The organism is Leptolyngbya sp. AN10, assembly GCF_050565645.1.
Classification (GTDB): Bacteria; Cyanobacteriota; Cyanobacteriia; order Leptolyngbyales; family Leptolyngbyaceae; genus Leptolyngbya.
On the sequence record NZ_JBNXVP010000005.1, the window covers coordinates 199,212 to 223,345 of the forward strand.

At 45.1% G+C, this 24,134-nt stretch carries 23 protein-coding genes; 11 read left to right on the forward strand and 12 right to left on the reverse strand.

All coding sequences use genetic code 11. From position 1 onward, the window contains the following. Positions 1-62: 62 nt before the first annotated feature. A complete protein-coding gene (locus ACQ4M5_RS09280) occupies positions 63-464 on the reverse strand; it encodes a fasciclin domain-containing protein (protein ID WP_068382327.1) in 402 nt (133 codons plus the stop codon). A gap of 451 nt (positions 465-915) precedes the next feature. Here ACQ4M5_RS09280 and ACQ4M5_RS09285 point away from each other — a divergent pair, with 451 nt between their 5' ends. Continuing rightward, positions 916-1,887 (forward strand): LysR substrate-binding domain-containing protein, encoded by a 972-nt coding sequence (locus ACQ4M5_RS09285; protein ID WP_430675297.1) that lies wholly within the window; start codon positions 916-918, stop codon positions 1,885-1,887. A gap of 255 nt (positions 1,888-2,142) precedes the next feature. Here the strand turns inward: ACQ4M5_RS09285 and ACQ4M5_RS09290 are convergent, their stop codons facing one another. After that, a complete protein-coding gene (locus ACQ4M5_RS09290; protein WP_430675298.1) occupies positions 2,143-3,333 on the reverse strand; it encodes a Coenzyme F420 hydrogenase/dehydrogenase, beta subunit C-terminal domain in 1,191 nt (396 codons plus the stop codon). A gap of 291 nt (positions 3,334-3,624) precedes the next feature. On the opposite strand from ACQ4M5_RS09290, the gene ACQ4M5_RS09295 reads away from it, so the two are divergent. Together ACQ4M5_RS09295 and ACQ4M5_RS09300 are read left to right on the forward strand one after the other, a co-directional pair. Further along, the gene (locus ACQ4M5_RS09295; protein WP_430675299.1) at positions 3,625-4,320 is read left to right on the forward strand and encodes a response regulator; all 696 of its coding nucleotides are present in this window, start codon (positions 3,625-3,627) and stop codon (positions 4,318-4,320) included. A 145-nt stretch (positions 4,321-4,465) separates the two neighbouring features. Further along, the gene (locus tag ACQ4M5_RS09300; RefSeq protein WP_430675300.1) at positions 4,466-6,091 is read left to right on the forward strand and encodes a B12-binding domain-containing radical SAM protein; all 1,626 of its coding nucleotides are present in this window, start codon (positions 4,466-4,468) and stop codon (positions 6,089-6,091) included. On the opposite strand, the gene ACQ4M5_RS09305 is transcribed toward ACQ4M5_RS09300, so the two are convergent. Further along, positions 6,074-7,156: an acyl-CoA dehydrogenase family protein gene (locus tag ACQ4M5_RS09305; RefSeq protein WP_430675301.1), complete on the reverse strand. Its 1,083-nt coding sequence runs from the start codon at positions 7,154-7,156 to the stop codon at positions 6,074-6,076. The two genes, ACQ4M5_RS09300 and ACQ4M5_RS09305, sit on opposite strands and share 18 nt — an antisense overlap. Positions 7,157-7,200: 44 nt before the next feature. Between ACQ4M5_RS09305 and ACQ4M5_RS09310 the strand changes: the two genes are divergently transcribed. Next, entirely contained in the window at positions 7,201-7,830 is a 630-nt protein-coding gene (locus tag ACQ4M5_RS09310) for a rhomboid family intramembrane serine protease (protein ID WP_430675302.1), read from the forward strand. Here ACQ4M5_RS09310 and ACQ4M5_RS09315 read toward each other — a convergent pair whose 3' ends face one another. Together ACQ4M5_RS09315 and ACQ4M5_RS09320 are read right to left on the reverse strand one after the other, a co-directional pair. Beyond that, positions 7,831-8,229, reverse strand: coding sequence for a type II toxin-antitoxin system VapC family toxin (locus tag ACQ4M5_RS09315; protein WP_430675303.1), 399 nt, complete (start codon positions 8,227-8,229; stop codon positions 7,831-7,833). 2 nt (positions 8,230-8,231) lie between these two features. Next, positions 8,232-8,528 (reverse strand): hypothetical protein, encoded by a 297-nt coding sequence (locus tag ACQ4M5_RS09320; RefSeq protein WP_430675304.1) that lies wholly within the window; start codon positions 8,526-8,528, stop codon positions 8,232-8,234. A gap of 90 nt (positions 8,529-8,618) precedes the next feature. Here ACQ4M5_RS09320 and ACQ4M5_RS09325 point away from each other — a divergent pair, with 90 nt between their 5' ends. Continuing rightward, positions 8,619-9,203: a DUF4340 domain-containing protein gene (locus ACQ4M5_RS09325; protein ID WP_430675305.1), complete on the forward strand. Its 585-nt coding sequence runs from the start codon at positions 8,619-8,621 to the stop codon at positions 9,201-9,203. Continuing rightward, positions 9,200-10,054 (forward strand): formyltetrahydrofolate deformylase, encoded by an 855-nt coding sequence (gene purU / locus ACQ4M5_RS09330; protein ID WP_430675306.1) that lies wholly within the window; start codon positions 9,200-9,202, stop codon positions 10,052-10,054. The genes ACQ4M5_RS09325 and purU overlap by 4 nt, the downstream gene beginning before the upstream one ends. Here purU and ACQ4M5_RS09335 read toward each other — a convergent pair. Next, entirely contained in the window at positions 10,019-11,446 is a 1,428-nt protein-coding gene (locus ACQ4M5_RS09335; RefSeq protein ID WP_430675307.1) for an ATP-binding protein, read from the reverse strand. The two genes, purU and ACQ4M5_RS09335, sit on opposite strands and share 36 nt — an antisense overlap. A 106-nt stretch (positions 11,447-11,552) precedes the next feature. On the opposite strand from ACQ4M5_RS09335, the gene ACQ4M5_RS09340 reads away from it, so the two are divergent. Continuing rightward, the gene (locus ACQ4M5_RS09340) at positions 11,553-12,236 is read left to right on the forward strand and encodes a response regulator transcription factor (protein ID WP_430675308.1); all 684 of its coding nucleotides are present in this window, start codon (positions 11,553-11,555) and stop codon (positions 12,234-12,236) included. 234 nt (positions 12,237-12,470) lie between these two features. On the opposite strand, the gene ACQ4M5_RS09345 is transcribed toward ACQ4M5_RS09340, so the two are convergent. Then, positions 12,471-13,946, reverse strand: a complete 1,476-nt coding sequence (locus ACQ4M5_RS09345) for a pentapeptide repeat-containing protein (RefSeq protein WP_430675309.1) — start codon at positions 13,944-13,946, stop codon at positions 12,471-12,473. 93 nt (positions 13,947-14,039) lie between these two features. On the opposite strand from ACQ4M5_RS09345, the gene ACQ4M5_RS09350 reads away from it, so the two are divergent. The 3 genes from ACQ4M5_RS09350 (at position 14,040) to ACQ4M5_RS09360 (ending at position 17,443) form a co-directional block, all read left to right on the forward strand. Beyond that, positions 14,040-14,876, forward strand: a complete 837-nt coding sequence (locus ACQ4M5_RS09350; protein WP_430675310.1) for a prephenate/arogenate dehydrogenase — start codon at positions 14,040-14,042, stop codon at positions 14,874-14,876. A 91-nt stretch (positions 14,877-14,967) separates the two neighbouring features. Continuing rightward, complete coding sequence (locus tag ACQ4M5_RS09355) at positions 14,968-17,241, forward strand: heavy metal translocating P-type ATPase (protein WP_430675311.1); 2,274 nt, start codon at positions 14,968-14,970, stop codon at positions 17,239-17,241. After that, entirely contained in the window at positions 17,222-17,443 is a 222-nt protein-coding gene (locus tag ACQ4M5_RS09360) for a hypothetical protein (RefSeq protein WP_430675312.1), read from the forward strand. The genes ACQ4M5_RS09355 and ACQ4M5_RS09360 overlap by 20 nt, the downstream gene beginning before the upstream one ends. Before the next feature lie 305 nt (positions 17,444-17,748). Here ACQ4M5_RS09360 and sppA read toward each other — a convergent pair whose 3' ends face one another. The 4 genes from sppA to ACQ4M5_RS09380 form a co-directional block, all read right to left on the reverse strand. Continuing rightward, the gene (gene sppA, locus ACQ4M5_RS09365; protein WP_430675313.1) at positions 17,749-19,554 is read right to left on the reverse strand and encodes a signal peptide peptidase SppA; all 1,806 of its coding nucleotides are present in this window, start codon (positions 19,552-19,554) and stop codon (positions 17,749-17,751) included. Between the two features lie 308 nt (positions 19,555-19,862). Beyond that, a complete protein-coding gene (locus ACQ4M5_RS09370) occupies positions 19,863-20,282 on the reverse strand; it encodes a heavy metal-responsive transcriptional regulator (RefSeq protein ID WP_430675314.1) in 420 nt (139 codons plus the stop codon). Between the two features lie 6 nt (positions 20,283-20,288). Next, complete coding sequence (locus tag ACQ4M5_RS09375; RefSeq protein WP_430675315.1) at positions 20,289-20,576, reverse strand: hypothetical protein; 288 nt, start codon at positions 20,574-20,576, stop codon at positions 20,289-20,291. A gap of 92 nt (positions 20,577-20,668) precedes the next feature. Next, a complete protein-coding gene (locus ACQ4M5_RS09380; protein WP_072218042.1) occupies positions 20,669-20,839 on the reverse strand; it encodes a chlorophyll a/b-binding protein in 171 nt (56 codons plus the stop codon). 63 nt (positions 20,840-20,902) lie between these two features. Here ACQ4M5_RS09380 and ald point away from each other — a divergent pair, with 63 nt between their 5' ends. Then, positions 20,903-22,048 (forward strand): alanine dehydrogenase, encoded by a 1,146-nt coding sequence (gene ald, locus ACQ4M5_RS09385; protein WP_430675316.1) that lies wholly within the window; start codon positions 20,903-20,905, stop codon positions 22,046-22,048. Positions 22,049-22,488: 440 nt separating this feature from the next. Here the strand turns inward: ald and ACQ4M5_RS09390 are convergent, their stop codons facing one another. Further along, a complete protein-coding gene (locus tag ACQ4M5_RS09390) occupies positions 22,489-24,105 on the reverse strand; it encodes a glycosyltransferase family 39 protein (protein ID WP_430675317.1) in 1,617 nt (538 codons plus the stop codon). Between the last annotated feature and the right edge of the window lie 29 nt (positions 24,106-24,134).

The following is a 24,134-nucleotide window of genomic DNA, read 5'->3' on the forward strand; positions in this document are numbered from 1 at the left end:
ATTCAACTCAAAAAAATTGGGAGTGACTTTAACCATCACTCCCCGAATCATTCATCTGATTCCTAGCCCATCAAAATAACGGTATCAATCACATGAATCACGCCGTTATCTGCTTCGATATCTGCTGCTAATACCGTTGCATTCTTCACTTCAAACCCATCCTCGAAGTGAAACGGAATCGGTGAACCTTCCAAAGAAGGCAATGATTCTAGCTTTTCCAAATCGGCTTTCATATACTTTCCAGCAACCACGTGAAACGTCAGAATGCGGGACAGTTGTGGAATATTTTGGACCAGCGTTGTAATCGTTCCCGGTGGAAGCTTCGCAAACGCATCATCATTGGGTGCGAACACCGTGAACGGACCTGGGCTTTTCAGCGCATCGACTAAATTCGCTGCTTTTACTGCGGTGACAAGCGTATTGAACGAGCCAGCGCCAACTGCAATATCAACAATATCTGCCATAGTTGCGAATCCAAGGGTAGAGGGTAACGGGACAAAGCACAGAACCTTACAACTGTAGTCACCCCATTGAACTTTACAATGAGAATGCTGATTTTGGGAATTAAAGTTCTGTTGCTTTTGGCTCAAGGAAAAAGCATTTGGTCTATCATTCTGAGCCATAAGAAAGGCGTTACACGGGATAGATCTGAAGGAATTAAGTTTTACACTGCGAAACAACACAGTCAGGAAACTCACTCCAACAAAATTCTGAATCGTGTAACGCCAAATTGGAAGGGAGCATATTGCTCTTGTGTATTATCATAGCTACAAAACCTATAAGAAAAAATCGCTGTTGTCTATGAGTTGCATAGACTGGTTTCTATACAGTGATTTTGAATGCCCGAATCAATGCAAGTTTTGCCCGTCCGATTGTTTTGTTTAGCGATCGTTTCTCATATCAGGAGAGTTCATTTTGCAGAATGCGACATTGCACCAGTTAAAGGTATTTGAGGCAGTTGCTCGCCATAGCAGCTTTACTCGTGCGGCTGAAGAATTGTTTCTCACGCAGCCGACGGTTTCGATGCAGGTGAAGCAGTTGTCGAAAACTGTTGGCTTGCCTTTATTCGAGCAGGTAGGAAAACGGCTGTATCTCACTGCCGCCGGAAAGGAATTGTATTCGACGTGCCGCGATGTGTTTGAGCGATTAGATCAGTTTCAGATTGCGATCGCGGATCTCAAAGGTCTGAAGCAAGGAACATTACGTCTCGCCGTTGTCACCACAGCAAAATATGTGATTCCGCGTATTCTAGGTCCGTTCTGTCAGCGATATCCAGGTATTGATGTTTCGCTCACAGTAACAAATCACCAATACGTGTTAGATAGCTTGGCAGATAACCGCGATGATTTGTACATCCTGAGCCAACTCCCAGACGATTCAGAAGCACAGTGTGATCCATTTATGGAAAATCCGCTGGTCGTTTTGGCTCCGAGAAATCATCCCTTGACCAAGGAGAAGAATATTCCGCTGTCTCGGATTTCTGAAGAGCCGTTCATTATGCGGGAACCGGGATCAGGAACACGCAAGGCAGTTCAGAAGCTATTTGATTCTCAAGGCTTGCCGATGAAAGTCAAATTAGACTTGGGAAGCAATGAAGCGATCAAACAAGCGATCGCTGGCGGTATGGGCTTATCTGTACTCTCGAAGCATACTCTGGCGCTTGAAGGCGTGAATAATCAGCTTGCCATTTTGGATGTTGAAGGATTCCCGATCGAGCGGTATTGGTATGTGGTGCATCCTTCTGGAAAGCAACTTTCTGCGATCGCGAAAGCTTTCTATGACTATCTGATGAATGAAGGTAAGCGAGTCGCCGAAGAAACTTCAGTTTTAGGAGTGCTGGATCAGCACGAGAAAGAGCAGAAAGAAAAAGAACCCGTCGAAGTGTAGAGAGATAGGGAGATGGGTTTGATTCCATCTCCTTTCTTTTTAGAGGATGCTTTAAAGGTAATCGTTCATCGCCTAAATCGCCCCTCGAATGGAATTCGGGGCTATCGGAACAAAGTCTGTTGAAACAGACTGAAGAGCGTTCTATTTCTGGCTTCCAGTCCCCTTTAGTGGACTTTTTCCGATAGACCGTGATTGAAAATCACGGGCGGAACGCAACCGCAGCGAAGCGTCTTTCTACCCGTTTCAGACACCCTCTTATTCAGGGAGCTTGTATTGAGAAACGATTTTTTTGGCATAGCCTGGAACGTGCTGCTCTAGCTTCTCAGGATGATTCCGCTTTACGTACAGATAGTTCCGAGTGAAATGAGAATCGATCGAGAATCGAGCATATTCCAAACCTTTGGGACCAATTTTCTCAATCACAACGCCCATGAGTTTCGCTGCCCACATCGGTAAAGTGACTGCTTTATCGTAAGCAGGAATACTTTGCTGAACGGCTTGATGTCGATCGCCCTTCGACATGACAGGCTGACTTTCGATCTGGTCCTGAACGAGATCGAGCATTTCTTGACCTCGATCGTTTCGCACCACAATCCATTGCCATCCAAATGGCGCACCCATGTATCCGACAACTAAATCTGCTAACGAATTCACATAGTCAAAACAGCTTAAACACGAAGGCGCAAACACATCTTTAAGCTGATTTGTTTTCAAACCAAAAAACGGCACTAATTCAGTCGAGCCATCTTCGTGCTTGAAGTGAACTTGGAAATCTTGCATGAATTCGTAGTACACAACCGTTTCTGGCGATCGACTGGTGGTATCTAAGAATTTCTGCAATCCCGCACGAGTCACGTTATCTGTGCAAGGCGTTCCTAAGACATAAAGCTTTTCAAGTCCGAGCTTTTTCTCTACAGCGCGAAGGGCTTGAATCTGACAGCCCACTCCGATCACTAACAATCGCTTCATTCCCGATTGTTCAACTAGCTCTAACACCGAAAGATTCGGGGAAAGTGTGGGTTTGTTCACTCGTGCGGCAAGAATCTCTTCGGGAGTCGTCGCAATAATCGGTTTAGGCTGAAAGCGATCGTCTTCCGTATTTTGAACGCAGACCACACCTTCGACCATTCCACGAGTCAGCATCTCAATGGCGATCGTACTTACAATTCCCGTCCATTGCGCTCCTGGAATTGGCTCAGTCTTTCGGGCTGCCATCATGTCCTGATGTACTCCGAAATACAAATCGTCCGATTGTTCTAGATCTCGGCTGCGCCCGTGGGTTTGTTCTTCAAGTTCGGGAATCTGCTGATTGATAAACGCACAGGCTTCTTTGACGTAGTGAATATAGTGGGTATCACACAGACCACATTCGCTGCACAATTCTTTTGCAGGACGGCGGCTCGAAGGTTTGAGTGCTTTCGCTTTTTTGTGAGGAACCAGGGTCATTTTTTAAAGGTTGAATTCGATCGCTATTGATCACAATACCCCAGGACGGTGACTCAAAAAGATAGAAAACACCCATTTTAGTGCTCTAACAGCAATCAATTCTCAAATTCAAAAATGTATCAAAAAGTTAACAAAAGTCAGACCAATGATAGAGTGAGGAACAAATTTTTTCTTTCTAAAGCTCTGACTTCGGGTAGACCGACTTTTTTAGCCATTCGTTCTAGAATCGTTTCAGCAAAATAAATCTGCAATTGAGCGTAAAGTTTATATTTCTGTTGGGAGAGAGCCAAGATGGATAAGATTCGAGTCGTGCTAATTGAAGACCATGATCTTACTCGGTTCGGAATTCGTGCGCTCCTGAAAGAGCAAGGTGTCGAACTTGTCGGGGAGGCGCGGGATGCTCGATCGGGGTTAAATCTCATCCGCTCGACTCAACCGGATGTGGCGATCGTAGATATCGGTTTGCCTGATATGACCGGGATCGAACTGACCCAACAGTTTAGAGCCGATGCAGAATCGCCTCACACTAAAGTCTTGATCATGACGATGCACGATGATGAAGAGATGGTTTTGGCAGCGTTCGCAGCGGGAGCCGATTCTTACTGCATGAAAGATATTACGGGTGGACGGTTGGCAGAAGCGATTCAAACGACCGCAGGCGGAAATGCTTGGATTGATCCCGCGATCGCAAGAATTGTTCTTTCTCAAGTAAAACTCGCCCAACCTTCGACGGCTGCGACGACGGTGACGATCAATCGGCTTTCGTCTGAAGATAGCGGCATGATTTCTGATTATCCGCTGACAGTGCGCGAGTTAGATGTTCTAGAACTGATTGTCGATGGACGGAGCAATGCTGAAATTGCAGAGCGGTTGTACATCACGATCGGTACGGTGAAAACGCACGTTCGTAATATTTTGAACAAGCTGTGTGTGAACGATCGAACTCAAATTGCGGTTCGTGCGCTGAGAGCGGGATTGATTAAGTAAGGTTTCTTTTTATCTTCAACAGATTGGCTGGGATTGTGTTGTGGGACAGTCTCAGCTTTTTGTTTGTATAGCAGCGAATTCTATTCGCCACGGCATTCACACAAGAGTCCAGTATTCTCGATCGAGTGCTAGGCTGAAGAAGTCAATGCTCGATCGTAATTTTGTGATCTCTCCTTTCTCATCCGAACGCTTGCTGTTTACGCCTGCAACTCCTCAAGCAGACGCAGTTCCGCTTATTTTCGCGTTTCCAAACGAATACAGTGTTGGTATTACTTCGCTGGGATACCAAGTCGTTTGGGCAACATTAGCGGCTCGATCGGATTTGGATGTCGCACGATTGTTCACCGATGTGCATGAATCATTGCCATCTGAACCAGAATTGCTTGGCTTCTCAATGTCTTGGGAATTGGATTATGTGAATATTTTGGGACTGTTGGAATCTTTGGATATTCCGATTTGGAGTCGGGAGCGATCGGATCATCCAATTGTTTTCGGTGGTGGTCCCGTTCTTACGGCAAATCCTGAACCGTATGCAGATTTCTTTGATGTGTTTTTGCTTGGAGATGGTGAAATTCTGCTCGATGCGTTTATCAATGCGTATCAGGAAGTTCGTCATGCCGATCGACAAACTCAACTCAAGCATCTAGCTCAAGTTCCTGGAATCTATGTTCCAAGCATGTACGAGGTAACTTACAAAAGTCCAGACGGTGCGATTGCTGAAATTAAACCGATTGATAGCTTAATTCCCGCTCAGGTTCAGAAACAAACTTATCGCGGTAACACCCTTTCAGCTTCCACAGTCGTTACGGAGAAAGCTGCTTGGGAAAATATTTTTATGGTCGAAGTGGTGCGGAGTTGCCCAGAAATGTGCCGCTTCTGTTTGGCAAGTTATCTAACACTTCCGTTTCGAGTTGCAGATGTTGAAGCTTCTCTGATTCCTGCGATCGAGCAAGGTTTGAAGTTCACCGATCGATTAGGTTTACTTGGTGCATCTGTGACGCAGCATCCAGAATTCGAGAGCTTGTTAGATCATCTCAATCAGCCACAGTTCGATCAAGTAAGACTAAGCTTATCTTCGGTCAGAACGAATACTGTCACTGAGAAGCTGACTCAGACTTTGGTGAAACATGATGCTCGATCGATTACGATCGCGGTTGAAAGTGGAAGCGATCGCGTTCGGCAAATCGTTAATAAGAAGCTTACCTCTGATGAGATTGTTCAAGCTGCAATTAACGCCAAAGCAGGCGGATTAAGTGCATTGAAGCTTTATGGAATGGTGGGAATTCCAGGAGAAGAACCAGAAGATTTAGATCAAACGGTTGCAATGATGCGATCGCTAAAAAAGGCAGTTCCCGGACTAAAACTTACACTGGGTTGCAGCACGTTTGTTCCGAAATCACATACACCGTTTCAATGGTTCGGAGTCAATCCACAATCTGAAAAACGACTGCAATTTTTACAGAAACAACTACGATCGCAAGGCATTGATTTTCGTCCTGAAAGTTACAACTGGTCAGTCATTCAGGCTTTGTTATCAAGAGGAGATCGACGACTTGCTAAGTTCCTAGAATTAGTTCGGAACTATGGAGATTCCTTGGGAAGCTACAAACGAGCATTCAAGGAATTGAAAGGACAGTTACCGGATATGAATGACTATGTGTTCGATCGTTGGGAACTCGATCGTGTTTTGCCGTGGAGCCATTTACAAGGTGCAATTCCACAAACGACGCTAGAGAAACATTTAGCGAGTTCGTTAGCGATCGCGGCGTGAAGTTTCAGCAATACGATCGAGTGTTCCTTCTAAAACCGCATTAGTTTGTCCTGCAACAGAAAACACCAATGCTTCTCGATAAACTCTTTGGGCTGGATGTCGTTTAGAATTGGCTGCACCGCTGGAAACCACTACGGCTGTGTGAGCACAACGAACGGCTAAATCGATCGACCAAACTCGCAATTTCAATCGATCCTCAAAGCTCTGGTCTTGAGCCGAATAGATCAACTGGCGACATCGTTTCAATTCTTCGAGCAGCGTTTCGTATGTAGGCGCGATCGACAAATAAGGCTTCGTTTCCTGAGTTTGGCTCATGATATCGAGTCCTGCTTGAGCGCAACCGAGAGCAAAGAAACTGTGGTTTAAGATGTTTGTGCGATCGCTCTTAAAAATCGCTCCTGCATCAGTAACAAACGCAATCTCCGATTGATCTAAATTCCACTCAATCAATTCCGCTGTTACTGTATTGGTCGAACTCATTGCAGCAAGTTCCATCGGCTCACTAAAGCGAATCGAACCACCAGAATCTTGCTCTGTATCAGTGAAAGGAATCATGCCGTAAACTGCTTGACCGTTTGGTAAAAGTGCCGCTACGAGAACGGTTTCAAAGAAGCCGAATCCAGTAATCCAAGGAATGTGACCGTGAAATTGATAGCCGTTTTTAGTCTCAATTGCCTTTAACGGCGGATCGTCCTGTCGTCTGAGATGCGAAAAGCCAATTCCTACTAATGCTCCTCCAGTTCCCATTCGAGGTAAGTAGGCTTGTTTTAAAGCTTTATTCTCGCTTTTCGATAAGATTGCTCCAGCACTTTGATGCTGAGTTTGCAGAAACGCCAATGCACCTGAAGATCGTGCTACTTGTTCTTGGAACGAGTGAAATAAATGATTGTCTAGATCTGCACCATTGTAAGTTTCAGGAACGCGCAGTGCGAGAAGATGTCGATCGCCTAATCCCTTTAAAGCCGATCGCAGTAGTTCAACATCTTCATCGAGTTGATTTGCGATCGGAGCAATCTCATCCCGCAAATAAATCTCCGAGGTTTCCAGAAGGCTTAGAGTTTCCATGTAGATAATGTGAGAGATTTAATGTTTGTGTTCCGATAGCTTCTATGAACGATCTTAGCCAGACTGCGGTAATAAATTGGGTGAGCCAAGCCAAAATCCTAGGATATTTATTAGTAATTGCTTGGGTCGTTTCGATTCTGAATCTTTCGGTATTTGATAAATGGTTCAATCAGTCTGGCATTCGTCCGCGTGAACTATCAGGCTTGTGGGGCGTAGCGTTTGCGCCATTTCTACATGGAAGTTGGGGGCATTTGGAAAGTAACTCGATCGCATTTCTCACTTACGGCGGGCTGATCCTGTTACAGAATCCTCAAAATTTTGGTGCAGTCACAGCGACAGTCGCTCTAACAAGTGGTTTGGGAACGTGGCTACTAGGGCGAAATCGAACCATTCACATCGGCGCGAGTGGAGTCACCTTTGGATATTTGGGATTTTTGATGTTTTTAGCATTCTTCGATCGAAATATTCCAACCGTTTTGCTATTAGTTTTCACTGCGTTTTTTCACAGCAAATATCTTTGGGGATTATTACCAATTAACCAGCGAATTTCCTGGGAAGAACACCTATTTGGATTCTTAGGTGGAATTTATGCGGCTCGATATTTGCCGCAACTTCGAGAAACTTTTGCTCAATTTCTCTCTTATTTCGATCAATTCGCAGCCTGGATTCGATAATTAAAGCCAATTGTCTAAGCTCAAGAATTCCACATTTTGCAAATCAGCATCATTAGAAATAAGCGTAAGAGAATGAATCATTGCGGTTGCTGCAATTAGAATATCGGCATCTTGAATCGGTCTACCTCGCCGCCTCAAATCAGCATGAATTCTAGAAGCAGTTTCAATAATCTCAAGTTCGTCGATTAACAAAATCTCAAGCGACAAACAGAGCCTTTCAAATTTTGATAATCGACCCATTGCATTGGAGTGCAAAAGCCCTCTCTTAATTTCGTAGTAGGTAATACAACTAATACAAATTCTTGAGCGGGCTTGTCTTGCTGATGCGAATTGATTTACCGCTCGTTGATCATCTTTAATAATTGCGGTGATGATATTCGTATCCAGCAAAAGACTCATTCCTAATTTCCACGCTTCACCGCTTCGTCAAATTGCTGCATCTGCTCCGGTGTCAGATCATTAAGCAACCCTGCTAAGCTTTCCACGACCATAATATCCCGAATGATACTTACTAATTCGTCTTCTGGAATGTCCAAAACCTGTTGAGGTTGCCAGATTTCTAACATTCCATCGGTGTGTTCACGAATTTGCTCAATTCGATCGAACTCTTGAAAATCCGGAGACTGCTCCCGGAGTTGATCCACAATCCGAGTAATTCGATCTTCTACAACTTGCTTCAAATCTGTTGCTTGGGTCATCGCTGTACCCTCCGAATGCTTCACTTTATTGTAACTGAGCCGACATACCGCGAAATCTTCTAGAATAGCTGCGGTGATTTGATTCCGATTATGAAATTTCAGCGCATTTCGTTAATTCTTGTGTTTGCGGCTCTGGCGTTGGGGGGCTATGTGTATTACAGCGAGTCGCAGAAGCCGCCCCAAGTCGATGAAGCAAAATCAGATGAGAAACCGCTGTTCAATTTCAAAGAACAAGATGTTCAAGCGTTTACGGTGCAAACTCCGAAGCAAACCGTAGCCTTTGAGAAATCACCAAACTGGACAATGAGAAAGCCAGAAGTTGCGGCTGCGGACGAAAGCTCGATCGCATTTCTGCTCAATCTTTTAGCATCAGGAAAAAGCGATCGCTCTTTCACAGTTCCCGCTGCAAAAAAATCCGAATTCGGTTTAGATCAACCGTCTGCAATTGTCGATATTAAATTAAGCAATCAACAAAATCACCGTTTAGTGATTGGCAAACCTAATTTTAATCGCAACTTCCTTTATGCTCTGGTTGATCCACCTACAAATCAAGATCTGTCAGTTTTACTAATTCCAATCAATTTCCAAAATGCAGTCGATCGACCTTTGATCGAATGGAAACGCGATAAACCAAAACCATCTCCCTCAGCTAGTCCTTCTCCTTCTCCTCAATGAATACTCCAACTGCAACGCTTTTAATTTCTTGCCCTGATCAAAAAGGTTTAGTCGCAAAAATCGCCAATTTCATTTATTCAAATGGTGGCAATATTATTCATGCAGATCAACATACTGATTTTTCTGCGGGATTGTTTTTGAATCGAATTGAATGGCAGCTTGAAGGGTTCCATTTGCCGCGTGAAGTGATTGAACCTGCATTTCAGGCAATTGCAACTCCTTTGAATGCTCGATGGCAGTTGCATTTCTCGGATGCTGTCCCTCGAATTGCGGTTTGGGTGAGCAAACAAGATCATTGTTTATATGATTTGATTTGGAGACAGCGATCGGGAGAATTCAAAGCAGAGATTCCGGTCATTATGAGCAATCACCCAGAATTGAAAGCGATCGCAGACCAATTTGATGTTGATTTTCATCACATTCCAATTACAAAAGAAACAAAATTGGAACAAGAAGCAAAGCAGTTAGAAATTCTTGAGAAGTATCAAATTGACTTAGTAATCCTGGCGAAATATATGCAGGTTCTAAGCGGAGATTTTGTGAGTAAATTTCCGAATGTGATCAATATTCATCACTCGTTTTTGCCTGCTTTTGCTGGAGCCAATCCTTATCAGAGAGCATTTGAACGCGGAGTGAAAATCATTGGAGCAACGGCGCATTATGTGACTGAGGATCTGGATGAAGGTCCAATTATTGAACAGGATGTTGTACGAGTCAGCCATCGAGACGATGTGAAAGATTTGATTCGTAAAGGAAAAGATTTAGAGCGAATCGTATTAGCAAGAGCGGTCAGATTGCATTTAGAAAATCGAGTGCTAGTTTATGGCAACCGAACGGTTGTTTTTGGATAGCGATCGCTGAACCGCCAAAAGTGGAGTATGTCGCATTAATTCAACAGTGACGATCGTTCCTCGATCGGGTTGACTCTCGATCGAGATCGTTCCTCCTTGTAATTCAAGGCACTTCTTCACAACTGCCAATCCTAATCCAGTTCCGGTTGCATAGGTTGAGTTTTGACCTCGATAAAACGGTTCAAATAATTTCGCTTGATCTTCTGCCGAAATTCCAATGCCTTGGTCTTGGATCTGAAATCGAACTCGATCGTTTGTTCCGTCTAGTTTTAGTAATATTGTGCTGCCTTGAGAGGAGTACTTGATTGCATTTCCAAGTAGATTGCTGAGAACTGAATAAAGCAGTTTTTCGTCTAAATAAGCATAGGTGTATTTATCTTGAGTTTCAAATTGAATCGGATGAGTTGCATCTGTAGAAACTTCAAGATCTTCGATGAGATTGAGACAGAAAGATTCTAGATCGATCGTTTCTGGGTTACATTCCAGTTTTCCGCTTTCTGCTCTTGTTAGAGTTAGCACATCGGTGAAAAGTTGCTTCATTGATTGTGCAGCGGATTGAATACGATCGAGGTTTTTTAATCTCCGCTCTTCTCCCCATCTTGAATTTGCCTCAATCAAAAGTTGAACTGAACCTAAAATAACGCTGAGTGGAGTTCGGAACTCGTGGGAAACCATTGAAAAAAATCGTAACTTTAGATCACTGATTTCTTTTTGCTGGGAGAGCTTGTGTTGAAGTGTTTCTGCATTTTGTCGCTGTACAATCTGATCGTAAAGTGCAATAAAACAAACAACAATAACAATAAACCCGGAGAAGATAAGCTGCATTTCAATTGCTTTTCGCTCATGAATGCTTTTCTTCATCGATTCAATCGATTGACTTAATTCTGTTTGCTGCTGTTGCTCTAAATCCGAGATCGCAATCTGAATCTTTTGCCGTAGTTCGATACTCTGATTTGTTATCGATTCTTGATATTTGTACGTCGAAGCATTCTTTTCATGAAGGATCAGTGATCGCTCTAACAGTTTAATTCTCTGCGAAACTAACGTCTCAATCTGAGAGAGCTTTTGTAACTCTTTAGAATTCGGCTGAAAATGCTCCCTCAATTGATTGAATTGGAATGGAATTTCATTGACAGATGTTCGATAGCGATCGAGTTCATCCACATTTCCTAAATAGATGTAACCGCGTCTTGCCGATTCTGCGATCGTCATCTCAACAAAAACGTCATTCAATCCTTTAATTACTTCAAAAGTCTGCTGGGATTTTTGACTGCTTTTCGTAATTTGGTTGACATTTTGATAAGAAATTACACTACTAATACAAAGCAGCGCAACTAAGCACGCAAACCCGGCAGCGAGCCAATTTCGTTCTGGAGTGTTTAGAAAAGCCATTTTTTGATTCTCAAACAGTCGTAACAAAGTAAAGAGATTAGAAGCAAAAATTAACGATTTCACCCCAATGTATTAAAGTAACGATCGACCCAGCTTACCGTTCGTTATGCGCGTTTTAGTCGTAGAGGATGACCTTCATCTCGCAGAAATTTTGACAGAAGCATTAAGCGATCGTGCTTATTCAGTCGATGTTGTGAAAGATGGCGAGTCCGCTTGGAATTGGATATCGACACTTTCCTACGATCTGATTGTATTAGATGTGACGCTGCCAAAACTTGATGGAATTAGCTTATGCAAGCGGCTGCGAACTGAGCCAAATAACGGAACGACTCCGGTTTTGATGTTGACTGCACGAGATACGATCGCAGATAAAATTCTCGGACTCGATGCAGGAGCCGATGATTATATGGTGAAGCCATTTGATCTTGAAGAATTAATGGCAAGAATTCGCGCTCTCTTGCGACGCGGCACTTTGAGTACTTCTACAGTGATGACTTGGGGCGAGTTGCAGATTGATCCGGGATCGCATGATGTGACGTATGCAGAGGAATTTGTACAACTCACGCCCAAGGAATATGCGCTGTTAGAAGTGCTCGTGACCAGCGGGCGACGGATTTTGAGTCGATCGAGCATTATCGATCGGATTTGGTCGCTCCAAGATCCACCAACTGAGGAAACCGTAAAGTCTCATATCAAAGGCTTGCGTCAAAAACTTAGAAATGCAGGCGCACCTGAAGAGTTCATCGAAACCGTTCATGGAGTCGGTTATCGCCTGAAGCAATTTAAATAAATCAAATCTGCCCGATTTCTGCCCGATTTCTACCCCACATTTCCACTCCAAGGCACTACTCTAATTTCTAGAGAAATCTGGGAAATCTCTTTGCGTTCAAATGGCGCAAGAGCTTCGGTCGCTGGGAAAGGGAAACACACACGATTCAAGCACATAGGACGAATCGAGCGTGGAGAACTGTACCGAAGTTCCAAATCTGCTCATGATGACAATGATTCATCGTGAGCAGTTTTTTTATGTGTGGAAGCTCTGAAGAAACTCGATCGCTTCTTTCTGAGTTGGCGGTATAAACTTCGTCGGCTGTATCAAAAAGGCGAATTCTTCCTCTGTTTCCGAATATTTGATCCGACGCTTGCTAAATTGCGGATTGTCATAAATTGAGATCGCACGATTGGCTGAATTTAATAACGTCGATCGAGTTGGAGCCTGAAAAAATCGAATTCTCTGAATGGCAACCGGAATCACTTGCAAAAGTTTCGTCGTATCTAATTTCTGAATCGATTGATTGAGCGAAGTCACAAGCGAACGGAGAAGCTGCAACTCGTTTGGAATATCGCTGGCAGAGATGGATTGCAGAACATTAATCAGCGCTTTCTGAGTGAGTGTGGCATCCGCAAACGGCAAAATTGCGATAAATGCTGTCCAGAAGAGATCTTCATTGCGATCGAGTTCAAATTTCAAAATCGTTCGCCGCTTGTGGATCTCAATCTGAGGAGGCGCGATCGCTTTTCCTTGTCGTGCAAAATGCTGATAGGCAACTGCTAACGCGCAATGAGCATCTGGAGTTAAGCGATCGTCGATCACAATCTCAACTGTGGGCGGAGTGGAGTGAAAATATTCGCTCGGCTCGTCGGTGAAAAATTGATAGATTTGGCTCTGATCGCCGTTCTGACTGAGATCAATCCAGCGACACGTTGTTCCCTCGGTTTTAATACCAAACGGTGAAACAGCATGAAGTTTTGCCCCTGTGAGATTAGAACCGCTCAGATCGGCTCCTCGCCAATCGACGGAAGCGAGATTCGATCGAGTTAAATCCACGTGCACCAAAGTGGCATCTAACAGCGTCGCATGACTCAAATCGGCTCCGGTCAAATTCGCGCCACTCAGTTTTGCTCCGGTCAAATCTGCCCATCTGAGATTCGCGCCGCTCAAATCTGCCCATCTCAGATTCGCGCCCTGTAAATTTGCGCCCTGTAGATTGGCTCGATTCAAAGTCGCCTGTCTCAGTTCCGCATGACGTAAATCGGCTCCAGACAAATCTGTGCTGCTCAAATCGCTACTGGTGAAATTGGTTCGCTGTAGATTCGCAGAAATTAGCTTGGCGTATTTCAAATCGGCTCGACTCAAATTTGCTCGATTGAGATTGACACAGCGGAGTTTCGAGTCGCGCAGATCCGCATAGCTTAAATTCGCCTCTTGCAAATTCGCCACACTAAAATCGGTGCGAGTCAGTTCCGCCTTGCTCAAATCTGCACCTTGAAGATCGGTATGGCTAAAATCTGCCAGCGTCAAATTGGCTCCATGAAAATTCGCGGCTGGGCAAATCGAGTGACTAAAATCCGCGCTCGTCAATTTAGCGGCGTTGAAATTGGCATTGAGAAAAGTCGATCGACTTAAATTCACCCCTGGCAGACTCACCCCGCTGAGGTTTATCCCCGAAAATTCTCGGAGATCCGCAGCATATTGTTCGAGTAGTTCCTCAACGTTCATTCGTTCATGTCCTAAAAAAATTCGGGTGAATTTAGCGCTAACGTACCCAGATGTAGATCAGAATTACCCTATAGAACGTTGGGAGAATGGGCGATGCAAATCGGAATCGTGGGGTTGGGATTGATTGGCGGATCGCTCGGTTTGGATTTGCGATCGCAAGGTCATACCGTTCTGGGAGTCAGCCGCAAATCTCGAACCTGCGAAGTAGCGATCGCTCGTGGTGCGGTGGATGCAGCCGATACGGATTTGTCGCTGCTGGCGGATACGGATGTGATTTTTGTCTGTACTCCGATCGTGCATCTGGTTCCTACGGTTGAACAATTGATTTCGTGTATCGCTTCAGACACCGTTTTAACCGATGTTGGCTCAGTTAAAGCATCGATCGTGAAAAATATTTCCCCTAAATGGAAAAACTTCGTCGGCGGTCATCCAATGGCAGGAACGGCAGAAAGCGGAATTGAAGCAGCACTTCACGGATTATTTGCGGGAAATCCTTATGTGCTAACTCCAACGAACGAAACGCCTGGAGATGCGATCGATCGAATTGAGTCGCTGTTACGTCCGCTACAGGTGAAACTATTTCATTGCCAACCGGAGGATCACGATCGAGCCGTTGCCTGGATTTCTCATCTTCCAGTGATGGTGAGTGCGAGTTTAATTTCTGCGTGTTTAACCGAGTCAGATTCGACAGTGTTGAAACTCGCTCAAATGCTTGCAAGCTCTGGATTTCGCGATACGAGTCGAGTCGGTGGCGGCAATCCAGAACTAGGACTAATGATGGCACAGTACAATCGTGCGGAAGTTCTACGATCGCTGCATTCGTACCGAACAGAAATCGATCAAATCATTGGATTGATTGAGCAAGAAGATTGGAAAGCGTTGGAAGCGATGTTAATCAAGACTCAAGAAATGCGATCGGCGTTTTTGTAGAATCTGTCGAAATTTCCTTGACTCTCCACTGGACTAGAGACTCCAGAATGAACGTAGGTTAATTCGCTTCAGGAGAGGGCGCAGGTGTGCGATGGAAACTACCACTTTGAAACTGGAAGGGATGAGTTGTGCTGCCTGCGCCAAGAACATTGAAGAGGCGATTCGGGCAGTCAATGGCGTGAATGAGTGCAATGTAAATTTTGGAGCAGAGCAAGCTTCGATCGCGTATGATGCCCGCAAAACGAACATTGCTCAGATTCAGCAAGCGGTCGATGCAGCGGGATATGCGGCTCAACCGATGCAAGAAGATGTTCTAGCTAATGAAGACGATCGACAAGAACGCGCCGAAAAATATCAGAAGCTTCGTCGTAAAGTTGCGATCGCGGGGGGAATTGCGATCGTTCTTGTCGTTGGCTCTATTCCCATGATGACTGGACTTTCGATTCCCTGGCTTCCAATGTGGTTGCATGATCCGATTTTTCAATGGGTGTTAACAACTCCAGTATTGTTCGGGTGTGGTGCATCCTTTTTTGTTAATGCTTGGAAATCTCTGAAGCGACATACCGCAACAATGGATACGTTAGTTGCGATCGGAACCGGAGCAGCTTATCTCTATTCATTGTTTCCGACCTTTTTTCCGCAATGGTTTATCGATCAAGGACTGACTCCAGAGGTTTACTTTGAAGCGGCAACGGTGATTATTGCACTGTTGTTACTCGGTCGATTGTTAGAGTATCGAGCCAAGGGACAGACCTCGGAAGCGATTCGCAAGTTGATCGGATTGCAGGCGCGGACTGCACGAGTGATTCGTCGAGGTCAAGAGATCGATTTACCGATCGCTCAAGTAGTTGTCGGTGATGTGATTCTGGTGCGACCGGGTGAGAAGATTCCGGTTGATGGAGAGATTGTTGAAGGTCGATCGACGATCGACGAAGCGATGGTGACGGGTGAGAGTTTGCCTGTGACGAAGCAAGCAGGCGATGAAGTAATTGGAGCAACGTTGAATAAAACGGGTAGCTTCAAGTTTCGGGCGACAAGAGTGGGGAAAGAAATGTTTCTCGCACAGATTGTCAAACTGGTACAGCAAGCTCAAGGTTCTAAAGCACCGATTCAACGTTTGGCAGATCAAGTCACAGGCTGGTTTGTCCCGGTTGTCATGGCAATTGCGATCGCGACTTTTATTCTCTGGTACAACCTGATCGGAAACGTAACTTTAGCTCTGATTACAACTGTGAGCGTGTTAATCATTGCTTGTCCTTGTGCATTAGGTTTAGCAACTCCAACATCGATCATGGTTGGAACGGGTAAAGGTGCAGAACATGGAATTTTGATCAAAGATGCTGCAAGCTTGGAACTCGCGCACAGACTACAAACGATCGTATTAGATAAAACCGGAACCATTACTCAAGGTAAACCGACCGTTACGAATTACATCACCGTTCGAGGACATCAATATGAGATAAATTTGCTGAGTTTAGCAGCCTCGATCGAGCGAAATTCTGAGCATCCGTTAGCAGAAGCGATCGTGCAATATGCTCAAGCTCAAGATGCGAATTTAACAGATGTGCAAGAGTTTGAAGCGACTGCTGGAAGCGGTGTTGAAGGCTACATTGCAAATCAGCGAATTCAAATCGGAACACATCGCTGGATGAGCGAGTTGAACATTGATACGATCGCACTTCAGCCACAATGGGAGCAACTTCAATCCCTCGGTAAAACTGTGATCTGGATTGCAATCGATGGTAAAGCAGAAGCGATTATGGGAATTGCAGATGCCATTAAACCGTCTTCAGTCACAGCGATTCGAGCCTTGCAAAACATGGGATTAGAAGTCGTGATGCTAACAGGAGACAATCATCAAACGGCTGAAGTAATTGCACGAGAAGCGAACATTCAGCGTGTCTTTGCAGAAGTCCGTCCAGAGCAAAAAGCAGCAACCATTAAAGCACTTCAGCGTGAAGGAAAGCGAGTTGCAATGGTGGGAGATGGAATTAATGATGCTCCTGCATTGGCGCAAGCGGATGTCGGAATGGCAATCGGAACCGGAACCGATATTGCGATCGCAGCCAGTGATATTACGCTGATCTCTGGTGACTTACACAGCATTGTGACGGCAATCCAACTCAGTCGAGCATCGATTCGGAACATTCGGCAAAATCTATTTTTTGCATTCATCTACAACATTGCAGGAATCCCGATCGCGGCAGGTATTCTTTATCCATTCTTCGGTTGGTTACTGAGTCCGATGATTGCTGGAGCAGCGATGGCGTTTAGTTCAGTCTCCGTTGTGACGAATGCACTTAGACTTCGCAATTTTCAACCGAAAGAAAAAAGGGATTTGAACTATGAAACGATTCATCATTAGTGGAATTACGAGTTTAGGACTCTTATTCAGCGCATCAACCGCGATCGCGCAATCGTCACACGAGACAAAACAAACCGAACCCTTTCAACGGATTGAACAGCCTTTTGCGAATAAAGCGATCGTGACGATCGGCGGACTTGGTTTAATCGGTCTAGAACTCTGGTGGTTTTTGCACAGTAAATCAAAGTCTCACAGCGATTAAATTCTCATGTTCCAGAGAGCTACCACACACAAGGCTGAATCGCTTCGTTTCGAGCGGCTAGTGCCCCCTAAATCCCCCAAATTTGGGGGACTTTGAGATCGAAAATTTCTAGAAGCCTAGAACGGTTTCACCCTTCAAAGTCCCCCAGAATGGGGGATTTAGGGGGCGAAAGAGTTCTGCAACAACAGATTAATCAATTTGTGTGTACACAGTGGTGTTCTAGCTGTAAGAGGGGCAGCATTCGGAAATCCGAGAAGCTTGAGGGAGATCTGTCAGGAGAACATCAATGTTGCACTCATCGCAGGTTAGCGAATTGATAAATCGAACGGCAATCGCAGATAAACATCTTTTGGATCGTTCATTGTTTTTAAGCTCTCAAGTTCAGCCTGCACCTTTTTCATCTCGCTGGTGAGCGGATCGATCGTCGGTTCAGATTCGCCCACAACTGCACCCGTTAGCGTTTCAATCAGTCGTTCCTCAAACGATCGAGGGCGTGGATATTCATCAATCTGCCAATCCTCTCCAAGATTTGCCTTCTGTGCTGCCGATCGAATGGCTGCTTCAAGTCCACCCAGTTCATCAACTAAGCCGATCGATTTCGCTTGAGCACCCGACCAGACGCGACCTTGAGCAATTTCCGCAACTCTAGACTTTTCTAGCTTGCGAGAGGTTGCTACTTTGGTGAGGAACTGATCGTAAATACGATCGACTGAAGCTTGAATAATTTTGAGTTCTTCAGGCGTTTTCGGACGGGAAACGGTTTGGCTATCGGCAAATCTCCCAGTTTTCACCACATCCCAGCTAATACCGTTCTGATTTGCAATTTGTTGAACATTGAGAATTCGACCAAATACGCCGATCGAACCTGTAATCGTGGTTGGTTCTGCAAAAATCTGACTGGCATAAGTTGAAATCCAATAGCCACCCGATGCTGCAACGTTGCCCATTGAGACAATCACAGGCTTTTCTTTGTTCGTTAAAATCACTTCGCGCTGAATAATATCCGAAGCCGTAGCACTTCCGCCCGGTGTATTAACTCTGAGAACCACTGCTTTCACATCTTCATCAAGTCGCAGTTCTCGAAGCTGTCTTGCTAAACGGTCTCCACCAATCTGTCCAGCAGTGCCTTGACCATTAACAATTTCACCTTCGGCATAAACGATCGCGATTCTATTCCTGCTCGTTCTGGAGTCGCTGCGATCTTCTGCGACTCGTGAATAAGTTCTGAGATTGATTTGCCGAAATGATTTAGTCTCGTCATCTTCTCCGGTTAGCTTCTTCAAGTCCGCAATCACTTCATCGGTGTAAGCCACTCGATCAACTATTTTCGACTTGATCGCATCGTCTGGCTCTAACTGTCCCGATCGATCCGCGATCGCTTGGAGTTGCTTCGGAGTGAGATTTCTGGATTTGCTCGTGGTACTGAGAAAATCTGTCCAAATGTCTCCCAATAATCTGCGAGTTTGTTCTCGATCGGCAGCACTACGACGATTTTGCAAAAAGGGTTCTACCGCAGATTTGAACCGTCCCACTCGTGTCACTTGCACCCCAATTCCAAACCGCTGAAGCGCACGAGCAAAAAACAAACCTTCAGAACTTAGACCATTCAGTTCCACACCACCGATCGGATGCACCGCGATCGTATCCGCGATCGATCCCAAATAATATTCGCGCTCTTGCCAGTCCACGTCGTAAGCAACGATCCTCTTACCACTGGCTTTGAAGCGCTCTAACGCCTGACGAACTTCTCGCAACGTGGCGTAACCTGTAGTATTTCCACTCCCGCCTTTCAGGTAGATTCCGACAATTCGATTATCTTTCGCGGCTTCATCGATCGACGTTAAGACCGATCGTAGGCTCACTGTATTCGGGCGACTTCCCACCAGTGCCTCATTCAAAACATCACGAGTGCTGGCACTGCTCGGAGCATCACTAATCGGTTGTGATAGATCAAAGACCAAGACCGACTTATCTCGAACGGTTGGAGTCGAGTCGCGGGATGCCATCACCGAAATCGAGATCAAGATCAGCAGAAGTCCGCCGACACTGACACCTAGAAAAATGAACAGCGCTAACAGGGTCGCCAGGGTTTGTTTGAGAAAATCACGCATACGAGTCAGAGAAGCATCCGAAAAAGTCGCCTTTCCATGCTACATCTGATTTCGCGAATTCGAGGGAGCACGATCGTACTCTGAGAGGGTGTTTGAAAAGTATAAAAAGCGGCTTTGCTGCGTTGACAGTCCGCCCGGAAATGAATCTCCGGGCTAATGGAAGAAACCCCGCTGAAGCGGGCTAGGAGCGCAATTCGGAGTTCTTAGCCCAGTTTAGTGGGCTTCCCCCGATCAGCCCGGAGATTCATTTCCGGGCAGATGAATGCGATCAACGATTACTTCTCAAACACCCTCTGATGCCAAAAATCTTACGTAGGCAATTCGTGGAACATTTCGAGATTGGGACAAATTGTGACTTCGGCTAACTCTGGATCGGGCTGTTCTTCCCAGTGAGAAAGCACCGTTTGAAGTTCGCTGCGAAGAGTGTTTAACTGTTCAATTTGCACGGTAATTTGAGCAACTTTGTCTTGGATCTGACCTTTTACCGTTTCGCAGGGCAATAACCCTCGATCGTGAATCGTCAAAATTTCTTTTACTTCTTCTAATCGCAGCCCTAACGATTGTGCGCGTTTAATAAAGGCGAGTCGATCGAGGACTTGTGGCGTAAATAATCGATAGCCAGAGTCCGATCGTTCAACCGTCGGTGTTAGCAATCCAATATCGTCGTAGTAGCGAATTGTTTTAACAGGCAATCCAGTTTTCGCAGCAGCTTCGCCAATTTTCAACATGGTGAATTATTTGAGTTCAGGAAGCGAGGGACGAGACGATCGTTCAGGCAGGGCACGAACGGGCATTCGAGGAGATGGTTCTGGACTGACGCGAACGGGTGCAGGACGTTGAGACAATGCCCACCAGCGAAAGAGGATCGAAAGCGCAACCGTACCCAATCCAAACATAACCAGTGGAGTGCTTTGATCAAATCCTCCGATCGCAACATTCATCGCGCCTGCGGTCAGAATAAATCCTGTAATTGGCTCTTGTCGATATAACGTTCTTAAAAAGCGAAACCATGACACGTTCATAGGACTTTCCGGGAATATGCTGATTCCTATTTTAAAGCGTTTGACCGAGGGACGGTGGAATCCCCCGGTCAGCGTTCAGTAACAGAATCGATCTAGATTAATCCGAGCCAAGTGAGAACACCTTGTCCGGTAACATATTCCACAATCAGCGCTGCCACAAAGCCGATCATTGCTGCACGTCCGTTTAAGCGCTCCGCATAATCGTTAAAGCCAAATTTCGGATTCTCTAATTTCGGGGTGACAGTAGGTTGAGTCTGGGTCATGGTGAACAAAGCCTTCACAATTCTTCATCTCTATTCTAAACGGGAGTCGCGATCGAATCCTGAATGGCTCTAAAATTCACGTTTAAGCTAAAGATAGCTTGTCGATCGAGGTTGAGTATGGAAATTGGTGTGCCCAAGGAAACGAAGGATCAAGAGTTTCGTGTGGGGTTGAGTCCAAGTAGTGTCCGAGTGTTAGTCGAGCAAGGTCATTCGGTATTTGTGGAGTCGGATGCGGGAATTGGATCGGGTTTTACGGATACGGACTACGCACAGGCGGGCGCATCGATCGTCTCTCACATCAAGGAAGTCTGGAATCGAGAACTGGTGATCAAAGTCAAAGAGCCACTCTCCTCTGAATATGATTTTCTACAAAAAGGTCAGATTCTTTTTACTTATTTGCATTTAGCTGCGAATCGAAAATTAACCGAGCATTTATTGAATTCGGGTGTGAGTGCGATCGCTTACGAAACCGTTGAACTTTCAGATAGACGCTTGCCCTTGTTAACTCCAATGAGCATTATTGCCGGACGCTTATCGGTGCAATTTGGAGCACGATATCTCGAACGGCAGCAAGGTGGACGCGGTGTTTTGCTTGGTGGCGTTCCAGGTGTAAAACCGGGACGAGTGGTAATTCTAGGTGGCGGAATTGTCGGAACGGAAGCCGCAAGAATGGCGATCGGGATGGGTGCACAAGTGACAATTTTGGATGTGAATGTCGATCGCTTGTCGTATCTTGAAACGATTTTTGGTTCACGCGCCGAACTCCTCTATAGCAATTCAAGTCATATTGAAGAACTTGCGCCGCAAGCCGATTTATTAATTGGGTCGGTGCTAATTCCAGGGCGAAAAGCTCCGACATTAGTATCGAGAGAACTGGTGAAACAAATGCGATCGGGTTCTGTAATCGTTGATGTTGCGGTCGATCAAGGTGGCTGTATTGAAACGCTCCATCCGACTTCGCACACAGAGCCAACTTATGTCGATGAAGGCGTAGTTCATTACGGTGTACCAAATATGCCGGGAGCCGTTCCTTGGACTGCAACTCAGGCATTGAATAACAGTACTTTGCCGTATGTAATCAAGTTGGCGAATTATGGAATGACAGCGCTCGATCGAGATTCTGCATTAGCAAAAGGGTTAAATGTGCAGAATCATCATTTGATTCATCCTGCTGTTCAAGAAGTGTTTCCTGATTTAGCAAAAATTTAGCATCTGTGAGCAGAATAGTTTGCTGCATCAAAGTAAATTGAATCTATCAAATTCTAATCACAGTGTCCGAAATCAACTTTGCGACATACAAAATCAATTTCAGGACTTCCATTATTTGATTTCGCACGTGCAGAATTAATTTCAGGAGGTGCATTATTAAGTTTCGCTTATGTCGAATCTGAATTGACATAAGCGTTAGTCGATTTTGCACATACAAAATCAATTTCAGGAGGTGCATTATTAAGTTTCGCTTATGCCAAATCTGAATTGATATAAGCGTTAATCGATTTCGCACGTGCATTATCTGATTTGGCGATCGCATAATTTGATTTTGTATGTCGATCGCTTATTTGCGGGTGTGGTTTTGAGTCAAATTCTTGATCACTCTATAAGTAGTCCTCAAGTCGTCATGAAATGCGAGGTTGATCAGCAGCAAAGATCTAGCGGCAATCGTAACCCACGTAGGGGATTCCAATACGGTATTGCTCTTGTGGATTACGATCGCATAATTTCCCCTGAAGCTGTACCTGATTCGGAAAGTCGCGCATTCTCAAGCCAGGAGCGATCGCCCAAAATTTCTGCACAGGTGGAGCTTTTAAGGTTGCTAATTTCCGCCAAAAAACATCATAGCCTTGAGTTCGAGAAACTAATGCAAAGGCAGGTTGGCACTGTTGCTCTTTAGTTTGAATTGCTAGAGCAAACGCCAATCCTAAAGCAATGTCTTGAAAGTCGTTGTAGCTCATTACAACAGCAGTGCAGTTCGGAGACAGAATGTTTTGAGCAACGCGATCGGGTGTGTAAGGCTTGAGAAATACTAAGTTAAAAACCACGAAAATACAGCTTAATGCACCCACAAAGTACATGGGTAACGGCGATTCAAACTTTGAAGGCTTTAACTTCCAGAAGCTTGCACCAATCAAAGCACAAACGGCTGGATAGTAAATAAAGTTATAGCGTGGAACTTGAGTGAGATCTTTTCCGAGAACATAGACGATCGCTAAAAATTCGATCAAGATTCCAGCAACAAAGCTCATCAAAATCAGCGTTGACCAATGTGTTTTTGGATCACTCCACAGTAGCTTTAAGCCTTTGATTACACACCAAATGATCCAACCTGCAAACAGCAACATTGCGATCGCAGAAATCACAATAATCCAAACAGGCTGATACTCAACCGGAAACGATACCACCATCACCAGCCATCCAGCCGCAAACTGATACAGCGGGATCAAAAAACTCCACCAAGCTGTATCAGAAGTTGCTAACCAATCCGTTTCAGGGCGAGTTGTATGGCTAATAAATGTAGGAATCCAAGGTGAGCAAATCGCAATGATTCCTAAGCCTGAAAGCACGATCGTGCCCCAAGTCTTCCACCAAAATCGCCAAGGATGACGCAATCGAATCTGCAACACGAACAATGCAAAAAACTGAGCCGCGATCGCTAACACTAAAAAGTAATGAACATAGAACCCGATTCCATTGATCACAGTCCAACCGATCCAAACTTTGAGCGATCGCTTTCCATGTAGTAAGTCTTGCTCAATCCGAATCAATCCCACCAAACCAACGATCACAAACAACATTGGAACCGTGTAATGACGAGCTTCCTGAGAAAGATAGATCGCAAACGGCGAAACAGCCATGACAAACGCTGCAATTGTTCCTGCACTTGAGGAAAATGCGATTCGATTTAACCAATAGATCAGCGCGATCGCAACAATTCCAGCCACGACACTGAGCGATCGAATTCTCCAAACCCAATCCCCCGGAACCCATTGCAGCCATTGATTCAGCCAGCAAAAAAACAAAGGCGGATGAACCGATTGAACTGCAACCGTTTGAGCAATATTCGCGCAAGTTGTCGATTTTAATTGAAACAACTGATCCAATGCTGAGACAGTAAAAAACTGTTCGACAGGCACTTCTAGATAGTTCCGTCCCATACTGAAAATTGCTGTGATCACTTCATCCATCCACAGCGGTTTAAGGTCGAGATTCCAGAACCTTAGAATCGCGCCAATGATCAAAGCCGTAATCAGACCCAGCAAAGAAGACAAGAGAACCCTCGATCGAGATATCAGCCTGA

Coding starts and splice junctions, on each gene's coding strand:
- ACQ4M5_RS09280 (WP_068382327.1), bottom strand. CDS start 464: ATGGCAGATATTGTTGATATTGCAGTTGGCGCTGGCTCGTTCAATACG.
- ACQ4M5_RS09290 (WP_430675298.1), bottom strand. CDS start 3,333: ATGACCCTGGTTCCTCACAAAAAAGCGAAAGCACTCAAACCTTCGAGC.
- ACQ4M5_RS09295 (WP_430675299.1), top strand. CDS start 3,625: ATGGATAAGATTCGAGTCGTGCTAATTGAAGACCATGATCTTACTCGG.
- ACQ4M5_RS09300 (WP_430675300.1), top strand. CDS start 4,466: ATGCTCGATCGTAATTTTGTGATCTCTCCTTTCTCATCCGAACGCTTG.
- ACQ4M5_RS09305 (WP_430675301.1), bottom strand. CDS start 7,156: ATGGAAACTCTAAGCCTTCTGGAAACCTCGGAGATTTATTTGCGGGAT.
- ACQ4M5_RS09310 (WP_430675302.1), top strand. CDS start 7,201: ATGAACGATCTTAGCCAGACTGCGGTAATAAATTGGGTGAGCCAAGCC.
- ACQ4M5_RS09315 (WP_430675303.1), bottom strand. CDS start 8,229: ATGAGTCTTTTGCTGGATACGAATATCATCACCGCAATTATTAAAGAT.
- ACQ4M5_RS09320 (WP_430675304.1), bottom strand. CDS start 8,528: ATGACCCAAGCAACAGATTTGAAGCAAGTTGTAGAAGATCGAATTACT.
- ACQ4M5_RS09325 (WP_430675305.1), top strand. CDS start 8,619: ATGAAATTTCAGCGCATTTCGTTAATTCTTGTGTTTGCGGCTCTGGCG.
- purU (WP_430675306.1), top strand. CDS start 9,200: ATGAATACTCCAACTGCAACGCTTTTAATTTCTTGCCCTGATCAAAAA.
- ACQ4M5_RS09335 (WP_430675307.1), bottom strand. CDS start 11,446: ATGGCTTTTCTAAACACTCCAGAACGAAATTGGCTCGCTGCCGGGTTT.
- ACQ4M5_RS09340 (WP_430675308.1), top strand. CDS start 11,553: ATGCGCGTTTTAGTCGTAGAGGATGACCTTCATCTCGCAGAAATTTTG.
- ACQ4M5_RS09345 (WP_430675309.1), bottom strand. CDS start 13,946: ATGAACGTTGAGGAACTACTCGAACAATATGCTGCGGATCTCCGAGAA.
- ACQ4M5_RS09350 (WP_430675310.1), top strand. CDS start 14,040: ATGCAAATCGGAATCGTGGGGTTGGGATTGATTGGCGGATCGCTCGGT.
- ACQ4M5_RS09355 (WP_430675311.1), top strand. CDS start 14,968: ATGGAAACTACCACTTTGAAACTGGAAGGGATGAGTTGTGCTGCCTGC.
- ACQ4M5_RS09360 (WP_430675312.1), top strand. CDS start 17,222: ATGAAACGATTCATCATTAGTGGAATTACGAGTTTAGGACTCTTATTC.
- sppA (WP_430675313.1), bottom strand. CDS start 19,554: ATGCGTGATTTTCTCAAACAAACCCTGGCGACCCTGTTAGCGCTGTTC.
- ACQ4M5_RS09370 (WP_430675314.1), bottom strand. CDS start 20,282: ATGTTGAAAATTGGCGAAGCTGCTGCGAAAACTGGATTGCCTGTTAAA.
- ACQ4M5_RS09375 (WP_430675315.1), bottom strand. CDS start 20,576: ATGAACGTGTCATGGTTTCGCTTTTTAAGAACGTTATATCGACAAGAG.
- ACQ4M5_RS09380 (WP_072218042.1), bottom strand. CDS start 20,839: ATGACCCAGACTCAACCTACTGTCACCCCGAAATTAGAGAATCCGAAA.
- ald (WP_430675316.1), top strand. CDS start 20,903: ATGGCTCTAAAATTCACGTTTAAGCTAAAGATAGCTTGTCGATCGAGG.